Genomic DNA, 21,338 nt, shown 5'->3' with positions numbered 1-21,338 from the left:
GAGAAAGCGGTATGACACAATTAACAGTTAAAGCACTGAGTGAAGAGATTGGTACGCCAGTTGACCGCTTAATTGAACAACTTGCTGATGCAGGCATGAAGAAATCAGGGTCGGATCAAGTAACTGATTCAGAGAAGCAAACATTGCTAACGCACCTTAAAAAGGAGCATGGCGATACTTCTGGTGAAGCAGAGCCGACTCGTTTAACTCTTCAACGCAAGACCCGCAGCACGCTAAGTGTTGCCGCTGGAGGCGGTAAGAGTAAGGATGTTCAAGTAGAGGTACGTAAAAAACGTACTTACGTGAAGCGCAGCGCTATTGAAGACGAAGCGAAACGTGAAGCTGAGGATGCAGCATCACGTGAAGCGGAAGAGAAAGCACGTCAAGAAGCTGAAGAGCTTGCGAAACGTGAAGCTGCAGAGAAAGCACAGCGCGAAGCTGATGAGAAAGCAAAACGTGAAGCGGATGCAAAACGTGATGCTGAAGAAAAAGCTCAACGCGCACAAGCTGAAAAGGCTAAAAAAGACATGAATTCAAAAAATGCAGACGCTAACGCACAAGCGAAAAAAGAAGCGGATGAACTAAAAGCTCGTCAAGAGCAAGAAGCAACTCGTAAAGCAGAAGCTGAAGCAGCTAAGCTTGTAGAGGAAGCTCGTAAGCTAGCTGAAGAAAACGAAGCTCGCTGGACTGAAGAAGAGAAGAAGAAGAAAGAACAAGAGAAGTCTGCGGACTACCACGTGACTACTTCTACTTACGCGCGTGAAGCTGAAGATGCAGCGGATCAGAAAGAAGAAAAAGCGCCTCGTCGTCGTAAAAAGAAAGCAGCTCCAGCTAACCAACCTGGCAACAACCGTGGTGGTCGTAACCAACGTGGTCGTGGTGCTAAAGGTAAGCTTGCGAAACCAACTTCAATGCAGCAAGGCTTCGATAAGTCAGCAACTGTTGCTAAATCTGACGTTGCTATCGGCGAGACTATCGTTGTTTCTGAACTGGCTAGCAAGATGTCAGTTAAAGCAACTGAAGTTATCAAAGTAATGATGAAGATGGGCGCTATGGCGACTATCAACCAAGTGATCGACCAAGAAACAGCACAACTTGTTGCTGAAGAAATGGGTCACAAGGTAATCCTACGTAAAGAAAACGAACTTGAAGAAGCAGTACTAGCTGACCGTGATAGCGATGCAATCGCTGAAGGTCGTGCTCCTGTTGTTACTATCATGGGTCACGTTGACCACGGTAAAACTTCAACACTGGATTACATTCGTAAAGCACACGTTGCTTCTGGCGAAGCTGGCGGTATCACGCAGCACATCGGTGCTTACCACGTAGATACTGACAACGGCATGATCACTTTCCTTGATACTCCTGGACACGCGGCGTTTACAGCTATGCGTGCTCGTGGTGCTCAAGCGACAGATATCGTTGTACTAGTAGTTGCAGCAGACGATGGAGTAATGCCACAAACAATCGAAGCAATCCAGCACGCGAAAGCGGCAGGCGTTCCTCTGATTGTTGCTGTGAACAAGATCGATAAAGAGGGTGCAAACCCAGACAACGTTAAGAATGAGCTAGCTCAATACGACGTAATCCCTGAGGAATGGGGCGGTGAGAACATGTTCGTTCACATCTCTGCTAAACAGGGTACAAATATCGATGGTCTTCTAGAAGCTATCCTTCTTCAGTCTGAAGTTCTTGAACTGACAGCTGTTAAAGAAGGCATGGCGTCTGGTGTTGTTGTTGAATCTCGTCTTGATAAAGGTCGTGGTCCAGTTGCAACAGTACTAGTACAGTCTGGTACTCTAAACAAAGGCGACATCGTTCTTTGTGGTCAAGAGTACGGCCGTGTTCGTGCAATGCGCGATGAGAACGGTAAAGAAGTAACTACAGCGGGTCCTTCTATCCCTGTAGAGATTCTAGGTCTATCTGGCGTTCCTGCTTCTGGTGATGAAGCAACTGTTGTTCGTGACGAGCGTAAAGCACGTGAAGTAGCGAACTACCGTCAAGGTAAATTCCGTGATGTTAAACTAGCTCGTCAACAGAAAGCTAAACTAGAGAACATGTTCGCGAACATGGCTGCTGGTGAAGTTGCTGAACTGAACGTAGTACTAAAAGCTGACGTTCAAGGCTCTGTAGAAGCAATCGCTGATTCTCTACTGAAACTGTCTACTGACGAAGTTAAAGTGAACATCGTAGGTTCTGGTGTTGGTGGTATTACTGAAACTGATGCAACACTTGCAGCAGCTTCTAACGCTATCATCCTTGGTTTCAACGTTCGTGCTGACGCAACTGCGCGTAACACGGTTCAGAACGAAAACCTAGATCTACGTTACTACTCAATCATTTACCAACTGATCGACGAAGTGAAACAGGCAATGGGCGGTATGCTTGCTCCTGAATTCCGTCAAGAGATCATTGGTCTTGCTCAAGTTCGTGACGTATTTAAGTCGCCTAAACTTGGTGCAATCGCTGGTTGTATCGTTACTGAAGGTACGATTAAGCGTAGCAACCCAATTCGTGTACTTCGTGAAAACGTTGTTATCTACGAAGGTGAGCTAGAGTCACTTCGTCGCTTTAAAGACGATGTTCAAGAAGTTAAGAATGGTTACGAGTGTGGTGTTGGCGTTAAGAACTACAACGACGTACGCGTTGGTGACCAGATCGAAGTATTCGAAATCGTTGAGGTTCAACGTACTCTAGACTAATCAGTCTGTACGACTCGACATATTGACTAAGGTTACTAACATTACTAGTAAAGGTAATAAGTAATCGGTTGTTGAATACACCATGGGGGGCTGGTAATTACCAAGCCCCCCATCTTTCTAAGTGAGAAAAGAAAATGTCAAAAGAATTTAGCCGCACGCAGCGCGTGTCTCAGCAGCTTCAAAAAGAGCTAGCACTTATCCTACAACGTGAAGTTCGTGACTCACGTATCGGTATGGTAACGATCTCAGACGTAGAAGTGTCTCGTGACCTTGCTTACGCAAAAGTATTTGTTACTTTCCTATGTATTGGCGAGCAAACACCTGAATCATGTCTTGCTGCTCTTAAAGAGCACGAAGTGCCAATCCGTATGGCGCTAGGCAAGCGTATTCGTCACCGTCTAACGCCTGAAGTTCGTTTTACTTACGACAACACACTAGTAGAAGGCATGCGCATGTCTAACCTAGTAAGTGAAGTGCTAAACGATGATAAGCGTAAGCAACAAGAAGCTGGCCGTACTGACGAAACTCAGTCTAAGGGCGAAGAGTAATGGCTCGCCGTCGTAAAGGTCGCCCTATTAACGGGGTAATTCTATTAGATAAGCCAACAGGCATTTCGTCTAATGATGCACTGCAAAAAGTAAAGCGTATTTACTTTGCAGAGAAGGCAGGGCACACCGGTGCTCTGGATCCTCTTGCGACTGGCATGCTGCCAATTTGTCTTGGTGAAGCAACGAAGTTCTCTCAGTTTCTTCTAGATTCTGATAAGCGCTACGTAGTGATCGCTAAGCTTGGTGAGCGTACCAATACCTCTGACTCAGATGGTGAAGTGGTAGAGACACGTGATGTAAACGTGACTCAAGAACAACTTGAGCGTTGTATCGAAACCTTCAAAGGTGAAACTGACCAGATCCCTTCAATGTTCTCTGCATTGAAATATCAAGGTAAGCCTTTGTATGAATACGCACGTGCAGGTATCGAGGTTCCTCGTGAGTCTCGTAAGATCACGGTGTACTCTATTGAACTGCTTCGCTTTGAAGGCGATGAAGTTGAGATGGAAGTGCATTGTTCAAAAGGTACTTACATCCGCACAATCACCGACGATCTTGGTGAGATGCTAGGTTGTGGTGCTCACGTGACTATGCTTCGTCGTACAGGTGTAGCAAAGTACCCTTATGAGCGTATGGTAACCTTGGAACAACTGAACGAGATCTTAGAGCAAGCGCAGGCGCAAGAAATTGCACCGAAAGAGCTGCTTGATCCACTGTTGATGCCAATGGACACTGCTGTTGAAGACTTACCAGAAGTAAACCTGAATGCGGAACTGACTGACCTAGTTCAGCACGGTATGCCTGTTCAGGTTGCTGGTGCCCCAACGGAAGGTACGGTTCGCATGACAAGCGGTGAAGAGAAGCTGTTTGTTGGCGTTGCTCAAATTGCTGAAGATGGCCGTGTAGCACCGAAACGTTTGGTTGTTTTCAGAGATGAAGAACCACAAGCGAGTGCTTAAATCGAGTGAGATATTCGCGCTGAGTCGTTAAAGACGAGCAAATAAGAAAGAAAGCGGACGCTGAATTTAGGCGGTTCGCTTTTTTCGTTTTTAAGGCGTTCGATTGTTATTGCACCAACTGACAAACTTCCCTATAATCCTCGGCTCGCGTAGCGGCTGAATCAGAGATTGGCTGCTACAAATATTAAACTACTCTTATCAGGAGAGAATTATGTCTCTGAATGCAGAAACTAAAGCAGCAATCGTTGCAGAATACGCACGCGCTGAAGGCGATACTGGTTCACCAGAAGTACAAGTAGCACTACTAACTGCTTCTATCAACCACCTTCAAGGTCACTTCAAAGCACACAAAGGCGATCACCACAGCCGTCGTGGTCTTCTACGTATGGTTTCTAGCCGTCGTAAGCTTCTTGACTACCTGAAAGGTAAAGACCTTTCTCGTTACCAAGATCTAATCAAGCGCCTAGGCCTACGTCGCTAATAGCGATGTCTGCAAAGACTGTTTGAAGAAAAGGAGCATTTATTGCTCCTTTTTTTGTGCCTGAAAGACAGAGTTTGAAGTAATTCACGGAGCTTTTTCAGCGCGAAAATATCCCTGTATATAAAAATAGTTTATACTATGCCTCGCCTGTACAGCTATCTGTATAGGTATTATACGACCCAGAAGTTACAGTCACAGATGTCGGCCAATAGGTCGCGACTATTCAAAGTGGATGCTCGTTGTATTTTTGATATAACGAATCAATTCCGTCTGCTTTGACTAGTCGCGATTGGTGATTTTTGGGTTCCAACTTACTGACTCTAAAGAGCACTCTTTAGATAAAGGAAATACAATGTTTGAGAAACCAGTTGTAAAAACGTTTCAGTACGGTAACCACACAGTTACTCTAGAAACTGGCGTTATTGCTCGTCAAGCTACTGCAGCAGTTATGGTAACAATGGACGATACTTCAGTATTCGTATCTGTTGTTGGTAAAAAAGAAGCGGTAGAAGGTCAAGACTTCTTCCCTCTAACAGTTAACTACCAAGAGCGTACATACGCTGCTGGTAAAATTCCAGGTGGCTTCTTCAAGCGTGAAGGTCGTCCATCTGAAGGCGAAACACTAACGGCTCGTCTAATCGACCGTCCAATTCGTCCTCTTTTCCCAGATTCATTCAAGAACGAAGTTCAAGTTATCGCTACAGTAATGTCTGTAAACCCAGACGTTCAACCTGACATGGTAACAATGATCGGTACTTCAGCAGCTCTTGCTATCTCTGGTATCCCGTTCAACGGTCCAATCGGTGCTGCACGTGTAGGTCACATCGACGGTCAACTTGTTCTTAACCCAAGCACAACTGAACTTGAAACTTCTAAACTAGACCTAGTGGTTTCTGGTACTGAAGGCGCGGTTCTTATGGTTGAATCTGAAGCTGATAACCTAACTGAAGAAGAAATGCTTTCTGCAGTTGTTTTCGGTCACGATCAACAGCAAGTTGTTATCAACGCTATCAACGAGTTCGCAGCAGAAGTTGCTACTCCAGCGTGGAACTGGGAAGCACCAGTAGTAAACACTGAGCTTAAAGCTCGTGTTGCTGAGCTTGCAGAAGCTCGTCTATCTGACGCTTACCAAATCACTGAAAAAATGGCTCGTTACGAGCAAGTTGGCGCAATCAAGAACGACGTTGTTGAAGCACTACTAGCTCAAGACGAAGAACTAAACGAGCGCGAAATCCGCGGCATGCTTGGTTCTCTAGAGAAAAACGTTGTACGTAGCCGCATCATCGCTGGCAACCCACGTATCGACGGTCGTGAAAAAGACATGGTTCGTGCGCTAGATGTACGCACTGGTGTTCTTCCACGTACACACGGTTCTTCTCTATTCACTCGTGGTGAAACTCAAGCTATCGTTACTGCTACTCTTGGCACACAACGTGACGCTCAAATCATCGATGAGCTAACAGGCGAACGTAAAGACAACTTCCTACTACACTACAACTTCCCTCCATACTGTGTTGGCGAAACTGGTTTTGTAGGTTCTCCTAAGCGTCGTGAAATCGGCCACGGTAAGCTAGCTAAGCGTGGTATCGCTGCAGTAATGCCTTCTGTTGATGAGTTCCCATACACAGTTCGTGTTGTATCGGAAATCACTGAATCTAACGGTTCTTCTTCAATGGCTTCTGTATGTGGTACATCTCTAGCGCTTATGGATGCTGGTGTTCCAATCAAGTCTTCTGTTGCGGGTATCGCAATGGGTCTTGTTAAAGAAGGCGACGACTTCGTTGTTCTTTCTGACATCCTTGGCGACGAAGATCACCTAGGTGACATGGACTTTAAAGTAGCAGGTACTAACGAAGGTATCACTGCTCTTCAAATGGACATCAAGATCGAAGGTATCACGAAAGAGATCATGCAAATTGCTCTTAACCAAGCGCAAGGTGCACGTAAGCACATCCTTTCTGTAATGGATGAAGCTATCTCTGGTGCTCGTGAAGATATCTCTGAATTCGCTCCACGTATCCACACAATGAAAATCAGCTCTGATAAGATCAAAGATGTTATCGGTAAAGGCGGCGCAGTTATCCGTGCTCTTTGTGAAGAAACGGGTACTACAATCGAAATCGAAGACGATGGCACAATCAAGATTGCTGCTACTGAAGGCGCAGCTGCTAAAGAAGCTATCCGTCGTATCGAAGAGATCACAGCTGAAGTTGAAGTTGGCCGCATTTACCAAGGTAAAGTTGCTCGTCTAGCTGACTTCGGTGCATTCGTAACTATCCTTCCAGGTAAAGATGGTCTAGTACACATCTCTCAAATCGCTGACAAGCGCGTTGAGAAAGTGTCTGACTACCTAACTGAAGGTCAAGAAGTGCCTGTTAAGGTTCTTGAAATTGACCGTCAAGGCCGTGTACGTCTAAGCATGAAAGAAGCAGTTGAAACGCCAGCTGAAGGCGAAGCACCTGCTGCTGAGTAATTCTCAGTGTGTCGATGGTGATATCGCTTTTTAGTGATTTCTAACCTATCGTCAACAAAGCATGTTATAAAGGGGAGCATATCGCTCCCCTTTTTTATTGCGGTCATAACAGGAGTAATTATTTGTGAAATGGTTTCAAACCGCGAGTATGTGTTTACTGCTTGTACTAACTGGTTGTGCAACAACATCAGATAACGCCTCACGTTGGGTTTACCCACCAATGGCTGTGCCACTGCAACCAAGCGTTCAGCAAGAAGTTCAAATTGCACGCCTTAGTCAGTTATTGCAGCGCCCAGATTTGAACGATGAAGTTAGAGCTAAGATGCTGTTTGAACGTGGTAACTACTACGATAGTGTTGGTCTGCGTGACTTAGCGCGCCTCGACTTCAATCAATCTCTTTCATTGAACCCTGCACAACCAGATATCTTCAATCTTTTGGGTGTTTACTTTACGCAGGTAGGGGAGTTTGATGCGGCTTACGAATCTTTTGATTCTACGCTAGAGCTTGATCCTGCAAACTCTTATGCAGAAAGAAACCGCTCTATTGCTCTCTACTATGGTGAACGTTACGACTTAGCCAACGAAGAGATGATGAAGCACTACGCCGATGATCCTAGCGATCCGTTCCGTGCTCTATGGTTGTACATCATTCAACATGAACTCACGCCAGAACAAGCGAAACTTGATTTGCAAAAGCGTTACGAAAGCCGTGATGAGCAGTGGGGCTGGGTGTTAGTGGCTATCATGCTCGATGACATCACCGAAGAGCAGGCTTTCAAGGCGATCTTAACCGGTACTCGTGACAACACGTTACTTGCACAGCGCCTAACTGAGACTTACTTCTACCTAGCGAAGCGTTACCACATGAATGGTGACTACGCGAATGCGATCTCTTTGTATAAGCTGTCAGTGTCTTTCAACGTGTATGAATACGTAGAGCACCGCTACTCTTTCTTAGAGTTAAGCCGTATCTTTACTACGCTTAAAGCCGAACATCTCGCTCAAGCTAAATTGGCAGAGGCTGAAGAAGAAGCTAACGCTCGATAAGCAATACATCATGAATATTAAGAAGCCGCTGCCTGTCAGCGGTTTTTTTATGATCTTCATCTCGTTTTGATTGCTTTTTATTTAAACAATATTAAAATAGTTAGTCTTGCTAACTAAATGCTATTCTTTGATTGGGTGAGTATGCTAAACCAGAATTTAGAAAAGATTGAGCGCTTCGCTTCTAAGATATGGCGCACTCAGGTGAATGAAGATCCTATCTGCCAATTGAGCTTCAACGAATATGACTATTTGAAGGTCATACAGGCTTCTCCAGAGCCGATTCGATTGACTGATCTTGCCATTGAAATGCAGGTGACTAAGCCCTCAGCGACCACTATGGTGCAAAGGCTTGAGAGAAAAGGACTGGTTGAGCGCAAGGCGTCACTTGAAGATGCAAGATCCAAATTAGTGGTATTGACCAACAAAGCGGAGTTGGGTTTAGAAGAAGAGAGCAAGATCTACCAAGTAATGGCTCAAATACTAGAAAGCCGTTTATCTGAGCAAGAATCTAAGCAACTGAACCTATTATTAGACAAAGCTTTGAAGTAAATAATTTAGATATTTAGTTAGTCTTGTTAACTAATTTTTCGAGTCATATCTCGTTGATATGCGACTCACAAATGAAAGTAGAGTAAGAAATGAGTAGCTCAATTAGTCGTCAATTTTGGCGATACACAATCCCTACCGTGGCGGCGATGTTGGTTAATGGCCTGTACCAAGTGGTGGATGGCATTTTCATTGGCCGCTATGTTGGCGCTGATGGACTCGCGGGTATTAACGTCGCGTGGCCTGTGATTGGTTCGATTCTCGGTATTGGTATGCTGGTGGGCGTAGGTACTGGTGCGCTTGTCTCGATCCGCCAAGGTGAAAAAGACACTCAAGGTGCTAAGCAGATCCTGGCGACTGGTCTAACTTTGCTACTGGCGATAACACCGGTTGTTTCCGCGTTACTGTATCTGTTTGCCGACAACTTTTTGCTTTGGCAGGGTGCTAAAGGGCGTGTGTACGAACTTGGTCTGCAATATTTACACATCCTGATTGGTGCCAGTGTCTTCACTTTGGGTTCTATCGCGATGCCGTTTCTACTGCGTAATGACGACAGCCCGAACTTAGCCACGATACTGATGATTGTCGGAGCGGTGATTAATATCGTTCTGGACTATCTGTTTATCGCTCAGTTTGGTTGGGAACTAATGGGCGCGGCACTAGCAACAGCCATTGCACAATTTGTGGTAACGGGCTTGGGCCTAGCTTACTTCTTCTCACGTCGAGCAAATTTACGCTTACGTTGGAATGAGTTGCGATTGAAGCTCTCGGTTATCCCACAGATCTTCGCGATTGGTACATCAAGCTTCTTTATGTACGCCTATGGTTCGATGATGGTGGCGTTGCACAATGCGTTGTTCTCTCAATATGGCGACCAGCTGATGATTGGTGCTTACGCTATCTTGGGCTACATCGTGACGGTTTATTACCTCACGGCTGAAGGTATCGCAAACGGTATGCAACCATTAGTGAGCTACAACCATGGTGCGCGTAACCAGGCGAATATTCGTAAGTTACTTAAGATTGCGATGCTGAGTTCAGTCTTGATTGGTGTGGCGTTTGTGTTGCTTCTCAATGCGTTCCCACGTGAGTTTGTGTCAGTCTTTAACTCAGACGAACCACAGCTAGTAGAGTACACAGTGTTGGGTATTCGACTACACATGTTTGCATTGGCGCTTGATGGTTTCTTAGTGGTTGCGGGGGCTTATTATCAAGCTGTGAACAAGGGCAGCAAGGCGATGTTTGTGACGATAGGCAATATGCTTATCCAACTGCCTTTCTTGTACATCATGCCTAAGTTGTACGGTGTGCCGGGGATCTGGATTGCATATCCATTGTCCAACATTGCGTTAAGCGTAGTGGTGATGGTGATGCTCTACAAAGACGTAAAGAAGCTCGATACTTCACCGATGGAAACAGCGACGGCATAGGTCGTGTTTCTTGAGCTGAATTAAAAAGGTCTAGCGAATGCTAGACCTTTTTTGTACCTGTTGCTGATAGGTTCAATTATCGAACTAGATGTTTTTTACGTCTAAACCTGCAAGTTGATGCCAGTAACCATTACATTGGCGGCTTTCAATCTTCATCGGTTTTTGACCTTGTTCGTTAGCTCTGAAGTTATTAATTTCAGAGAAGGTATCGATGCCGAGCGGGCTTAAACGAACCACATCAACTAAGTCGTGCATGTAGGGTAAATCATTCACTAGGTTGTAGCAGTAACCCGATTGGGTCTGGATACCATTAAGGTTGAATACCGATTGGCCTTCTTGGCTCTCGACCTGCAGTCCGGTCGGGTACTTGATACAGCAGGTTTCACAGTCGTCTTTGGCTTTGTTTTCTGCGCGAGCCGTAAAGCAGCGTGCTGAGTAAGCAAGAGGTAAGTAACCGTGGCTAAATACTTCGACTTCGAACTTGTTACGAATATTGAGCTCTTCACACTGTGTCATGACGTTGCTTAGCCATTCACGAGAAAGCTCAACAGGCATACACCAACGTGTCATACCTTGCTTCAAGAATAGGTTCAGCGTGCGCGCGTTGTAGGTGTTTACCGCAGGGCCGACAACGAAAGGGACTTTGCTTTCGCTTGCCAGTTGAATGGCAGACACGTCATTGGCTTCAATCGCGAAGTCACCGTTATCAATGTACTTCTTCATGATGTTGACTTCGCTTGGCGCTTCCAGCAATGCCATGGTCGACAATACAACTTGCTTACCTGAAGCAGACAGCTCTTTAGCGATGTCCATCCAGTGTTTCGCTTTCATCTCACGACGCTTTGAACACACGGCTTCACCGAGGTAGATGATATCAGCAGAGCTTGATTTCGCTTGCTCATAGAAGCTTTCAACATCTTGTTTTGGCCAGAAATAAAGTAGAGGGCCTAATGCGTATTTCATTGAGTTCTCCATTTGGCTCTATTGCCATTTACGGTGATAAGCGCCAAGCGTGGTTTGTGTACCTTCCGATACATTCGCCAGTGTCGCGTTCCAAGCTTGTTCTACTTGGTACTGTTCAGGATTTGCTAAGTAGCGGTCAATGGCTGCGCGCCAAGTGCGAGTTACTTGTTCTACATAGGCTGGGCTACGCTGACGACCTTCGATCTTCACCGAAGCAACATTCGCGGCGAACAATTCAGGAAGCATTGATAGTGTGTTAAGGCTAGTCGGCTCTTCAAGTGCGTGGTAGCGCTTACGTTCACCGTCGATCTTCGCTTCGAAGCGACCTTTACACAGCGTTGGGTAGCCCGCGTTCTCACCTGCTTCATACTTATCGATCAGGATTTCGTTCAAGCGAGACTCTAAGCCTGTTTCTGTCTCTTGCCAGCGAACGTATTTCGCAGGAGAACAAGCGCCTACTGTGTTTGGTGATTCGCCCGTCATATATGAAGAAAGGTAGCAACGACCTTCTGCCATGATGCACAAACTACCGAAAGCGAATACTTCAAGGTCAACGTCAGAAGTGATGTTACGAGAAAGCTGTTTGACCTGATGAATCGATAATACACGGGGTAATACCACACGCTTAACGTTGAAGTTTTTATGGTAGAAGTCGATAGCAGCGGCATTGGTCGCAGATGCTTGTACAGACAAGTGCAGTTCAAGGTCTGGATATTTGTTTGCAGCATATTCGAGTACTGCGATGTCTGCGATGATCAGCGCATCGACACCCAGCGCAGCTGCGTTGTCTACAGCATTAGTCCAGCGTTCGAAGCCATTTGGGTGAGCAAACGTATTTAAGGCAACATGAATTTTCTTGTTGCGGTCATGCACATACTGCACAGCACGATCGAGCTTTTTACCCGCAAAGTTTAGGCCTGCAAAGTGTCGGGCATTGGTATCGTCTTTGAATCCGATATAGACAGCATCCGCACCGCAATCAATGGCGGTTTTCAAAGCAGGTAAGTTACCCGCTGGGCATAAGAGTTCCATTTGCTCACTACCAGTAGAATTAAGTTGAAGCGAGCATTTTATGAAGAATTGTGAATGACGGAATTGATGTAAGGCAGGTTTAGATGGATAAATCTGCTTTTACTCCGTTTGAGGTACTGACGAGCGGTGGTTTTGTGTGTTGCTTTGGCTTTGAAGGAGGTGTGTATTCGAATCGTCTAATTAGTTCTTATGACGGCGGTTTTGTGCGAACAGCTCTTCAACATCTTGTTTAGGTTGTGGGCGATAGAAGTGGAAACCTTGAATGGAGCTACAGTTGAGGTTCGACAGCAGCGTCGCTTGCTCACTGGTTTCGACACCTTCTGCAACTACAGTTAAATCGAGAGATTTACCCAAGTTGATGATGTTTTCAATCACAGTGATTTGCTTTGGCAGGGTATCGATATCCGAGATGAAAGCACGGTCGATCTTAAGCTCATCAATTGGGAAGCGAGCAAGGTAAGACAGAGAAGAGTAACCGGTACCGAAATCATCAATCGATAGGGCGAAGCCGAGTTTCTTGATGGCGTTGAGCATTTGCAGCGTGTGTTCACTGTCACTCATCACTGCACTTTCTGTCAGCTCAAACGTAATTGCACTTGGGTCTAGCTCTGTCGAACGCAGCAGCTTTTCCATGTAATCAATCAGCTTTGGATTACCAAACTGTTCCGGAGAAAGGTTGATTGCCACACGTCCTGGCAGGATCCCCTGCATCTTCCAGCGTTTAACTGTTGCGAATACTTCACGCATCACCACACGACCAAGCTGCTCGATAAGACCGGCACGCTCTGCGACAGGGATAAATGCAGCAGGGCTAATATAGCCTTCTACTGGGTGTTTCCAACGTACTAGAGCTTCTGCACCGTTGATGGTGAAGTCACGGGCGTTTACTTTTGGTTGGTACCAAACCTCGAGTCCGTTTTGTTGCAGCGCCTTCTGAAGCTCTATCTCAAGCCACAGTCGCATACGCGCTTCTTTGTTCATCTGTTCGTTGAACTTGATCAGGCGATTACGACCACGATCTTTCGCCTCATACATCGCAGTGTCGGCATTTTGTAGCAGGATGCGAGCATCCGTACCATCTTGAGGAAAACTCACACTACCAATAGAGCAGGCTAAGCGTTTACTGAAGTGGTGAAGATCGAAGGGTTGATTGATCAAGGAAATGATCTTTTCAGCGAGCATTTCAGGTGTTCGTTGATGTTCAGGCTCTGGCAGAATAATACCAAATTCGTCACCACCTAAATGACCGATAACTGCTTGACGAGGTAGCAGGCGCTTTAAGCGGGAAGCGACCTCTTTAATCACTTTGTCACCGATGTGATGACCCAGTGAATCATTGATATTTTTAAAGTTATCAATGTCCAAGTAGAGCATGACAACAGGCGTATCGTTGTGAATGAACTGCTCAAGGCGTTTGGTAAACCCAACTCGGTTATAGAGCTTGGTTAACGCGTCGATGTAAGCGTCTTCATTGTTTGCCGGAGTGTATTGTTTTGCGGTTTCTTGCGCGTCTTGGATAAGCACAAGTTGGGTGCTACTGCCGAGAATTGCCGTTGAGTCGATGTTGAGTTGAACCTTACGTTCAAAGCCACATCGAGCGCCCGTTAAGCAAACCAAACCAGACTCAGAAATAATAGAGCTTAGGCTATTATTGAAGACTGTTTTGGTTTGTTCATCGATAAATAAGCGGCCTAACTCTTCGCCAATCAACTCAGTGGTGGAATTGAAACCAAGCAAGCGAGCTGCTGCTGGGTTGGATGACAAGATGTAGTCGTTCTCAACCAACAGTAATCCGTCTGGGAGTAGGTGAGAGAGCTTATGAAACTTCGCTTCTGACTCTTCTAAAGAGCGGACAAGGACTTGGTTCTCTGATGTATCGAAGGCATGGAAGACGATGTAGTCGGTTTTGTCGCCGTTTGCTAGAGGAGATAAACTGAAATGAAGGCTGGTATCGAGGTCAGTTTCGTTGAGGGTAACTTCGGCCTCAATTGTTTCGCCATTGAAAGCACGCTCATAGTAAGGCTTAAGGTGTTGGTAGAATTGCTCGCCTAAGGTTTGACGGTCATTCATGCCTGCAAGCTCTGTTTGGCTCAAACCAGCAATATCGCAGTAACGCTCATTCACCATAAAATAGTTATGTTGAGCATCAAGTACTGCAAAAAAGAACGGACTATTTGCAGTTAGCTGGGTAAACCAATGTTGTAGTTGCTGGGGAGGCATCAAAGTACTACCAATTCTCCAAGAGCTTGAATATTCACTATCGATAAATATTTATTACTTTTTGTGTGGTTATCGATATTTACCTGTGAGTGCAGCGATCCGCTGTAATTCTCATTACCTGAGTTACTATAACTGTGATTTTCAGGATATTAAAGGTCGAGTATCAAACAGAAGTTAATTTGATACATAACAGTAACTGAGATCTCAACATCATCTATGATGCATTCCATATTATTGACAAAGTTACGGATAAGTCACGTGATAAACAAGATTCGCACTCAACTAGTTCAAAATGCCGCATCAATTTTGCGATCTCCAGTCCAGTTATTGCCTAAAACAGTACAAAAAAGAGCCTTATTAGAAGCGCTGAAGAATGTCTTCAAGGAAGCTTTAGAAGACGGTGACTTTGAGTTCTTAGAAGATAAGTGGCTGAAAGTTTCAATAAAAGATATGGGGTTAAGTTGGTGTATTAGTTACGAAAATGAGCAACTGGTTGTAGCTGATAAAGAAGTCGCTGAAGATGTCAGTTTCAGCGGAAATCTTAACGATCTTGTGTTGATTGCGGGACGTAAAGAAGACCCAGATACGCTTTTCTTCCAACGTCGACTGTCTATTGAAGGCGATACAGAGCTCGGTTTAGAGGTCAAAAACTTGATGGATAGCGTAGATTTGGACTTATTGCCGACTCCTATGAAAACTTTGTTAAATCAATTAGCTGATTTTGTGCAGAAGGGAGTACAATCCCCAGATACACAAAGTGAGGTAATGAATGCTTATTCGAACTGAAGCACCGGCAGATATACTTGTCATTGATCGTCTATTGAAATCTGTTTTTGAAACGGATGCAGAAGCTAATTTGGTTATGAGCTTGCGTGAGAATAGTCATTTAACGCTATCACTGGTGGCTTGTTCTGACGAAGGCGAGGTGGTTGGTCACCTGATGTTTAGTCCAATTACCCTTAAAGGTGAAGATCACAACTGGCAGGGGCTTGCGCCACTTGCTGTGAAAGAAGAGTTCCGCAACCAAGGCATTGCTAAATCATTGGTTGAAGATGCTTTCTCTACTTTGGTTGATTTCGGTTACCCAGCCTGTGTTGTGCTTGGTGATCCTGCCTATTACGGTCGCTTTGGTTTCAAGGCTGCGAGTGAATTTGGTTTGAGCTGCACTTGGGATGTACCAGAGGGTGCTTTCCAAGCTATCGAGTTAGTTGAAGGTGCGCTTGCGGGACATTCTGGTGAGATTGCTTATAGTCCTGAGTTCAGCGACTTATAAGCCTATTTCCCACGCAATATAATGCAAACTGATTTAGTCTAAATAAAGGAGCTTGATGCTCCTTTATTTTTTGTTAGTATCAGCCCAACTCTGATGAGCTCGTTTTAACTCTGCTCTAATAAGCCACCCACTATCAACCTAAGGTTACACTGCTAGATATGTCACAAACACACGCACAATACCTGCAAGAGATGGGCATTAGCCAATGGGAGCTTAGCCACCCAGAGCGTTTGGCGGGCTATGAATCTGAATTGACTCCGCTCTCTAACGATTGCAAGTTACTGTTGGTATCGCCTGAAAAGCCTCAGGAAGACCTCGCCGTGATGTTTGAGCGTGTACTCAAAAGTATCAAGCTCGACTTATCTCAAGCCTTACATATTCAGCCTCAACACCTATCTTCTATCGAACTTGGTGATGTTGAATGGGTATGGTTTGCAGGTTGTGAGTCCGCCCAAGAGCTGAAAGCAAAAACATTACAATCGCCATTACTGTCTGACATCAATGGTAATAATCAACACCGCCGCGACTTATGGCAACAAATTTGTGCTTATGACTAATCAATTTTTACCTACTTCACAACAACACCTAGACGCTATTTGGCAGATAGAGCAGACCGCGCATTCTCATCCTTGGTCTGAAACCATGATTCGCGATCTCGATAGCCGAGGTGCTTGCCACCATGTACTTGAAGTTGATGGGCAAGTTGTCGGGTATTTCTTCGCGCAAAATATCGTTGGTGAAGTTACGCTGCTTAATATTGCTGTCGACCCAAGCCAGCAAGGTAAAGGTTATGGCAGAGCGCTGACCGAGCGTTTTCTTGATATGTGTGAACAGGCTGACGCGGAAAGTGCTTGGCTGGAAGTGCGCGAAAGTAACGTGAACGCGTTTAACTTGTATGAGAAAGTCGGTTTCAATGAAGTCGATCGCCGCCGTAACTACTATCCGACTAAGCAAGGCAATGAAGATGCGATCATTATGAGCTATCTTTTTATGTCTTTTAGCTAGTCATCTTGTGGCTTTTCGCTAAGCAGATAATTAGCCATAAAATAGGGTGTAAACTGACCCTTTAGAAAGTGACACGCTTTCTGTATAATCCGCACACAGAATTCAAGGGCAAGTATTATCTACTTGCCCTTTTTACGCTTTAGATCAGCAAAGGGCGACTATGTCTTTCCAACAAGAAGTGAGCAAACGTAGAACGTTTGCAATTATCTCTCACCCGGATGCGGGTAAAACCACGATTACTGAAAAAGTTCTTTTATTCGGAAACGCGATTCAGAAAGCGGGTACCGTAAAAGGCCGTGGCTCTAACCAGCACGCTAAATCTGACTGGATGGAGATGGAAAAAGAACGTGGTATCTCGGTAACTACGTCGGTAATGCAATTCCCATACAATGATTGCCTAGTAAACCTACTAGATACTCCAGGACACGAAGATTTCTCGGAAGATACGTACCGTACACTAACTGCGGTTGACTCTTGTTTGATGGTTATCGATGCTGCGAAAGGTGTCGAGGATCGTACTCGTAAACTCATGGAAGTAACACGTCTACGTGATACGCCAATCGTAACGTTTATGAACAAACTTGACCGTGACGTTCGTGATCCTATGGAAGTGCTTGATGAAGTGGAAAGCGAGCTGGGTATGGCTTGTTCTCCAATCTCATGGCCAATTGGCTGTGGTAAAGAGTTTAAAGGTGTTTACCACATTCACCGTGATGAAACGATCTTGTACGAATCTGGCCACGGGCATGAAATCCAAGAAGTGCGCATCATCAAAGGTCTAGACAATCCTGAGCTAAATGAAGCGGTAGGTGACGATCTTGCTGAAAGCGTGCGCGAAGAGCTAGAGCTTGTTATCGGTGCTTGTCCTGAATTTGATCACGACTTGTTCCTTGCTGGTGAGCTAACGCCTGTTTACTTCGGTACTGCACTGGGTAACTTTGGTGTTGACCACATGCTAGATGGTCTAACGAAGTGGGCGCCTGCACCGCAAACTCGCCAAGCGAACGAGCGTGATGTTGTGGCGACAGAAGAGAAGTTCTCTGGCTTTGTATTTAAGATCCAAGCAAATATGGATCCTAAGCACCGTGACCGTATCGCATTCATGCGTATCGTATCGGGAACTTACAACCAAGGTATGAAGATGAACCACGTTCGTACTGGCAAGAATGTAAGTATCTCTGATGCGGTAACCTTCATGGCGGGTGACCGTGCACGAGCTGAGAAAGCGTACGCGGGCGATATCATCGGTCTTCACAACCACGGCACAATCCAGATTGGTGATACCTTTACTCAAGGTGAAAGCCTGAAGTTCTCAGGTATTCCAAACTTCGCACCTGAGCTATTCCGTCGTATCCGTCTACGTGATCCACTGAAGCAGAAACAGCTTCTAAAAGGCTTGGTTCAGCTATCAGAAGAGGGCGCTGTACAAGTATTCCGTCCAATGCAGAACAACGACCTGATCGTTGGTGCGGTTGGTGTACTTCAGTTCGACGTGGTTGTAGCGCGCTTGAAAGCAGAATATAACGTAGAAGCTATCTACGAAGGTGTTAACGTTGCAACAGCTCGCTGGGTTGAGTGTGACGACGCTAAGAAACTGGAAGAGTTCAAACGTAAGAACCAATCTAACCTAGCGCTAGATGGCGGTGACAACCTGTCTTACATCGCACCAACTATGGTGAACTTGAACCTAGCTTCTGAACGTTTCCCTGAAGTTCAGTTCCGAGCGACGCGCGAGCACTAATTACTCCGCGCTCTATTCGAGTTAAACAAAAACGTCTATTGTTCTGCAATAGGCGTTTTTTAATGCGTGTCATTTTAAGTAAGAGACGTGAGGTTTATATGTTCGGTTGGATAAAAGTTTGGATTAAGAAATACGATAAGTGGTGCGAGGAGCTTGGTTTAACACCTGAGAATAAGCGCAGCTGTGTTGCTTATCGTCGTGATCCTCAAGGACAGCAAACAGAGAGTGGGGAAAATGACACCAGAATTAAGTGACTTTCCGCTGTTTGATACTCATTGCCACGCGGATTTTGAGGCGTTTGAGCAAGGTTTTTCAGTTGAGGAAAGCCTTGATGGTTACCTAAAAGAAGCGAAACAAGCCCAAGTTGAGAAACTGTTGATTCCTTCTATTGGTCAAAATAACTGGGGGAAACTCGAAAAAATCGCTCAATCTCACCCAAATATTTACTATGCATTAGGCTTCCACCCGTACTTTTTAGAGCAAGCGGATGAGGCGCAATTTTCAGAACTTCGCCAGTTACTCTCTTCAAAAAACAGCCAATGTGTCGCGATAGGTGAGTGTGGACTCGACTTCTTTGTCGACGTCGAAAGGGAAAAACAAGAGCGTTTTTTTATCCAACAAATAGAGCTTGCGAAGGCGTTTGACTTGCCTTTAGTCATCCATGAGAGGAAGTCATACAACCGACTTATTGAGCTAATAAAGCAGCACAAGTTCACCTTAGGTGGTGTGATTCATGGTTTTTCGGGGAGTGAACAGCAGGCTTTGGCATGGATTAAGCTCGGTTTCTATATTGGCGTCGGTGGAACGATAACTTATCCAAGAGCACAAAAAACACGCACAACCATCGCAAAATTGCCTCTTGAATACTTGGTATTGGAAACGGATGCTCCGGACATGCCCATGCATGGAAACCAAGGAAATGTTAATCATTCCAAATATTTAGTTACGATCTTAAATGAACTTTTTTTGCTTAGAAAAGAGCCAAAGCAATCGATTGCAGCGCAAATTTGGCAAAATAGCCATCGCGCATTCGGTATATGTGAATAAAATCGAAGGTTTTTGTTTATCGTTTGCGTAAATTGCACTGAGCTTGTGATTTGGGTCACATTTGCGTGTGAATGGTACATGAATCTTCTACGAAAGTGTGAGGACGGCATTACTTTATTAGTGGTCGCATGAGTATAATTGCCTCCGCTTTATAGCCCCATTTTGTAACACGCCAATAAATAACTAATAAGGAAGTCATAAACTATGAGCCTGTTTATGAGCCTAGTCGGAATGGTTGCACTGATCGCAATCGCAGTACTACTATCTGACAACCGCAAAGCTATTAATCTAAGAACAGTGGGTGGCGCTTTCGCTATCCAATTCGCACTTGGTGCATTCGTACTTTACATCCCTTGGGGTCGTGATCTACTTGCAGGTTTCTCTGCTGGTGTAGCAAACGTGATCGACTATGGTAAAGACGGTACTGGTTTCCTATTCGGCAGCCTAGTTAACTTCTCAGTTGACGGTATCGGTTTCATCTTTGCTTTCCAAGTACTACCAACTCTGATTTTCTTCTCTGCACTTATCTCTGTACTTTACTACATTGGTGTTATGCAAATTGTAATCAAAGTTCTTGGTGGTGGTCTTCAGAAAGCTCTAGGTACTTCTCGCGCCGAGTCTATGTCTGCAGCAGCAAACATCTTCGTTGGTCAAACTGAAGCACCTCTAGTTGTTCGTCCATTTGTTCCTAAAATGACAAACTCTGAACTATTCGCAGTAATGTGTGGTGGTTTGGCTTCTGTAGCTGGTGGTGTACTAGCAGGTTACGCATCTATGGGTGTGCCTCTAGAGTACCTAGTTGCAGCGTCATTCATGGCAGCACCTGGTGGTCTACTATTCGCTAAAATCATCAAGCCTGAAACTGATAAGCCAGACGACAACATCGCTGACGAAATGGACGGTGGCGATGACAAACCAGCTAACGTTATCGACGCAGCAGCAGGTGGCGCATCAGTTGGTCTACAACTAGCTCTAAACGTAGGTGCAATGCTACTAGCATTCATCGGTCTAATTGCTCTAATCAACGGTATCCTAGGTGGCATCGGTGGTTGGGTTGGTATGGAAAACCTAACTCTAGAACTTCTTCTAGGTTGGATCTTCGCACCACTAGCATTCATCATCGGTGTTCCATGGGAAGAAGCAACTATCGCTGGTTCTTTCATTGGTCAGAAGACAGTTGTTAACGAATTCGTTGCATACCTAAACTTCGTACCATACGTTGGTGAAAACGCTCAAGTTGTTGCAGCAACTGGCCAAGTGATGTCTGAGAAGACTCAAGCAATCATCGCATTCGCACTATGTGGTTTCGCAAACCTTTCTTCTATTGCGATTCTTCTAGGTGGTCTAGGTGGTATTGCACCAAGCCGTCGCCACGACATCGCACGTATGGGTGTTAAAGCGGTAATTGCTGGTACTCTATCTAACCTGATGGCAGCAACAATTGCTGGCTTCTTCCTATCTTTCTAATCAAGTAGATTTAGATATATAGACGCCATAATAATATCGCCCCGTAGCAAGAAATTGCTGCGGGGCTTTTTTGTTTTTAGGCCTAGTGATTCTTTGGCATAAGCATCAGCTTGAAGTCGATTAATAGGTCTAGAATGTTTTTTTGAGATACAAACCGTTTGCGTTCTAAGGAGCACTACAATTTATTGATGGATACCTATAATGTATAAGCTTAAGGGATAGGATGTCTCTTTTGGCAAGAAAGTGACCGCTTGGATTCGTCCAAAGGTTATTCTTCTGGGATTAAGCCAAACTTAGCGATACGCTATAGATGTTAGACACAACATGACTGATTTGTTGTGCCATAGACCAAACTGGTACTGTGCGGTGACAAGGATTGCAATTGGTAGCGAAAGTTATCAAG

Annotated in this window: 19 protein-coding genes; 16 read left to right on the top strand and 3 right to left on the bottom strand. The window is 45.1% G+C overall.

The features are described from left to right. Positions 1 to 11: 11 nt before the first annotated feature. The 8 genes from infB to L0992_12940 all read left to right on the top strand — a co-directional run bounded on the left by infB (position 12) and on the right by L0992_12940 (position 10,187). Complete coding sequence (gene infB / locus L0992_12975; GenBank protein ID XGB66627.1) at positions 12 to 2,702, top strand: translation initiation factor IF-2; 2,691 nt, start codon at positions 12 to 14, stop codon at positions 2,700 to 2,702. Between the two features lie 134 nt (positions 2,703 to 2,836). Beyond that, positions 2,837 to 3,250 (top strand): 30S ribosome-binding factor RbfA, encoded by a 414-nt coding sequence (gene rbfA, locus L0992_12970; protein XGB66626.1) that lies wholly within the window; start codon positions 2,837 to 2,839, stop codon positions 3,248 to 3,250. Next, positions 3,250 to 4,209, top strand: a complete 960-nt coding sequence (gene truB, locus L0992_12965) for a tRNA pseudouridine(55) synthase TruB (GenBank protein XGB66625.1) — start codon at positions 3,250 to 3,252, stop codon at positions 4,207 to 4,209. The genes rbfA and truB overlap by 1 nt, the downstream gene beginning before the upstream one ends. Positions 4,210 to 4,420: 211 nt before the next feature. Further along, positions 4,421 to 4,690 (top strand): 30S ribosomal protein S15, encoded by a 270-nt coding sequence (gene rpsO / locus L0992_12960; protein ID XGB66624.1) that lies wholly within the window; start codon positions 4,421 to 4,423, stop codon positions 4,688 to 4,690. A gap of 352 nt (positions 4,691 to 5,042) precedes the next feature. Continuing rightward, positions 5,043 to 7,163, top strand: a complete 2,121-nt coding sequence (gene pnp, locus L0992_12955; GenBank protein ID XGB66623.1) for a polyribonucleotide nucleotidyltransferase — start codon at positions 5,043 to 5,045, stop codon at positions 7,161 to 7,163. A gap of 124 nt (positions 7,164 to 7,287) precedes the next feature. Then, positions 7,288 to 8,211: a lipoprotein NlpI gene (gene nlpI / locus L0992_12950; protein XGB66622.1), complete on the top strand. Its 924-nt coding sequence runs from the start codon at positions 7,288 to 7,290 to the stop codon at positions 8,209 to 8,211. 141 nt (positions 8,212 to 8,352) lie between these two features. Then, positions 8,353 to 8,760, top strand: a complete 408-nt coding sequence (locus L0992_12945) for a MarR family transcriptional regulator (protein XGB66621.1) — start codon at positions 8,353 to 8,355, stop codon at positions 8,758 to 8,760. A gap of 89 nt (positions 8,761 to 8,849) precedes the next feature. Then, on the top strand, positions 8,850 to 10,187 hold the full coding sequence (locus L0992_12940) for an MATE family efflux transporter (GenBank protein XGB66620.1): 1,338 nt from the start codon (positions 8,850 to 8,852) through the stop codon (positions 10,185 to 10,187). Positions 10,188 to 10,271: 84 nt separating this feature from the next. On the opposite strand, the gene L0992_12935 is transcribed toward L0992_12940, so the two are convergent. The 3 genes from L0992_12935 to L0992_12925 all read right to left on the bottom strand — a co-directional run bounded on the left by L0992_12935 (position 10,272) and on the right by L0992_12925 (position 14,402). Continuing rightward, positions 10,272 to 11,150: a U32 family peptidase gene (locus L0992_12935; GenBank protein XGB66619.1), complete on the bottom strand. Its 879-nt coding sequence runs from the start codon at positions 11,148 to 11,150 to the stop codon at positions 10,272 to 10,274. An 18-nt stretch (positions 11,151 to 11,168) separates the two neighbouring features. Next, the gene (locus L0992_12930; GenBank protein ID XGB66618.1) at positions 11,169 to 12,182 is read right to left on the bottom strand and encodes a U32 family peptidase; all 1,014 of its coding nucleotides are present in this window, start codon (positions 12,180 to 12,182) and stop codon (positions 11,169 to 11,171) included. Positions 12,183 to 12,362: 180 nt separating this feature from the next. Then, a complete protein-coding gene (locus L0992_12925; protein ID XGB66617.1) occupies positions 12,363 to 14,402 on the bottom strand; it encodes an EAL domain-containing protein in 2,040 nt (679 codons plus the stop codon). 216 nt (positions 14,403 to 14,618) lie between these two features. Between L0992_12925 and L0992_12920 the strand changes: the two genes are divergently transcribed. The 8 genes from L0992_12920 to L0992_12885 all read left to right on the top strand — a co-directional run bounded on the left by L0992_12920 (position 14,619) and on the right by L0992_12885 (position 20,935). Next, a complete protein-coding gene (locus L0992_12920) occupies positions 14,619 to 15,188 on the top strand; it encodes an SCP2 domain-containing protein (protein ID XGB66616.1) in 570 nt (189 codons plus the stop codon). Further along, positions 15,172 to 15,675: an N-acetyltransferase gene (locus L0992_12915; GenBank protein ID XGB66615.1), complete on the top strand. Its 504-nt coding sequence runs from the start codon at positions 15,172 to 15,174 to the stop codon at positions 15,673 to 15,675. The genes L0992_12920 and L0992_12915 overlap by 17 nt, the downstream gene beginning before the upstream one ends. 158 nt (positions 15,676 to 15,833) lie before the next feature. Further along, entirely contained in the window at positions 15,834 to 16,232 is a 399-nt protein-coding gene (locus tag L0992_12910; protein XGB66614.1) for a DNA polymerase III subunit psi, read from the top strand. Next, positions 16,225 to 16,680 carry a ribosomal protein S18-alanine N-acetyltransferase gene (gene rimI, locus L0992_12905; GenBank protein ID XGB66613.1) on the top strand — a complete coding sequence of 152 codons (456 nt, stop codon included), beginning with the start codon at positions 16,225 to 16,227 and terminating at the stop codon, positions 16,678 to 16,680. The genes L0992_12910 and rimI overlap by 8 nt, the downstream gene beginning before the upstream one ends. A 160-nt stretch (positions 16,681 to 16,840) precedes the next feature. Continuing rightward, positions 16,841 to 18,421: a peptide chain release factor 3 gene (prfC, locus tag L0992_12900; GenBank protein ID XGB66612.1), complete on the top strand. Its 1,581-nt coding sequence runs from the start codon at positions 16,841 to 16,843 to the stop codon at positions 18,419 to 18,421. A gap of 98 nt (positions 18,422 to 18,519) precedes the next feature. Then, entirely contained in the window at positions 18,520 to 18,675 is a 156-nt protein-coding gene (locus L0992_12895) for a DUF5363 domain-containing protein (GenBank protein ID XGB68733.1), read from the top strand. Further along, positions 18,656 to 19,468 (top strand): TatD family hydrolase, encoded by an 813-nt coding sequence (locus L0992_12890; protein ID XGB66611.1) that lies wholly within the window; start codon positions 18,656 to 18,658, stop codon positions 19,466 to 19,468. The genes L0992_12895 and L0992_12890 overlap by 20 nt, the downstream gene beginning before the upstream one ends. A 204-nt stretch (positions 19,469 to 19,672) precedes the next feature. After that, positions 19,673 to 20,935, top strand: coding sequence for a NupC/NupG family nucleoside CNT transporter (locus L0992_12885; GenBank protein XGB66610.1), 1,263 nt, complete (start codon positions 19,673 to 19,675; stop codon positions 20,933 to 20,935). Positions 20,936 to 21,338: the final 403 nt, after the last annotated feature.

Origin of the sequence: Vibrio pomeroyi (assembly GCA_041879425.1) — a bacterium.
GTDB classification, from domain to species: domain Bacteria; phylum Pseudomonadota; class Gammaproteobacteria; order Enterobacterales; family Vibrionaceae; genus Vibrio; species Vibrio pomeroyi_A.
The sequence above is the reverse complement of the archived record's forward strand: the minus strand, read 5'-3'. Positions and strand labels throughout refer to the sequence as shown.

Coding starts and splice junctions, on each gene's coding strand:
- infB (XGB66627.1), top strand. CDS start 12: ATGACACAATTAACAGTTAAAGCACTGAGTGAAGAGATTGGTACGCCA.
- rbfA (XGB66626.1), top strand. CDS start 2,837: ATGTCAAAAGAATTTAGCCGCACGCAGCGCGTGTCTCAGCAGCTTCAA.
- truB (XGB66625.1), top strand. CDS start 3,250: ATGGCTCGCCGTCGTAAAGGTCGCCCTATTAACGGGGTAATTCTATTA.
- rpsO (XGB66624.1), top strand. CDS start 4,421: ATGTCTCTGAATGCAGAAACTAAAGCAGCAATCGTTGCAGAATACGCA.
- pnp (XGB66623.1), top strand. CDS start 5,043: ATGTTTGAGAAACCAGTTGTAAAAACGTTTCAGTACGGTAACCACACA.
- L0992_12945 (XGB66621.1), top strand. CDS start 8,353: ATGCTAAACCAGAATTTAGAAAAGATTGAGCGCTTCGCTTCTAAGATA.
- L0992_12940 (XGB66620.1), top strand. CDS start 8,850: ATGAGTAGCTCAATTAGTCGTCAATTTTGGCGATACACAATCCCTACC.
- L0992_12935 (XGB66619.1), bottom strand. CDS start 11,150: ATGAAATACGCATTAGGCCCTCTACTTTATTTCTGGCCAAAACAAGAT.
- L0992_12930 (XGB66618.1), bottom strand. CDS start 12,182: ATGGAACTCTTATGCCCAGCGGGTAACTTACCTGCTTTGAAAACCGCC.
- L0992_12925 (XGB66617.1), bottom strand. CDS start 14,402: ATGCCTCCCCAGCAACTACAACATTGGTTTACCCAGCTAACTGCAAAT.
- L0992_12920 (XGB66616.1), top strand. CDS start 14,619: ATGATGCATTCCATATTATTGACAAAGTTACGGATAAGTCACGTGATA.
- L0992_12915 (XGB66615.1), top strand. CDS start 15,172: ATGCTTATTCGAACTGAAGCACCGGCAGATATACTTGTCATTGATCGT.
- L0992_12910 (XGB66614.1), top strand. CDS start 15,834: ATGTCACAAACACACGCACAATACCTGCAAGAGATGGGCATTAGCCAA.
- rimI (XGB66613.1), top strand. CDS start 16,225: ATGACTAATCAATTTTTACCTACTTCACAACAACACCTAGACGCTATT.
- prfC (XGB66612.1), top strand. CDS start 16,841: ATGTCTTTCCAACAAGAAGTGAGCAAACGTAGAACGTTTGCAATTATC.
- L0992_12895 (XGB68733.1), top strand. CDS start 18,520: ATGTTCGGTTGGATAAAAGTTTGGATTAAGAAATACGATAAGTGGTGC.
- L0992_12890 (XGB66611.1), top strand. CDS start 18,656: ATGACACCAGAATTAAGTGACTTTCCGCTGTTTGATACTCATTGCCAC.
- L0992_12885 (XGB66610.1), top strand. CDS start 19,673: ATGAGCCTGTTTATGAGCCTAGTCGGAATGGTTGCACTGATCGCAATC.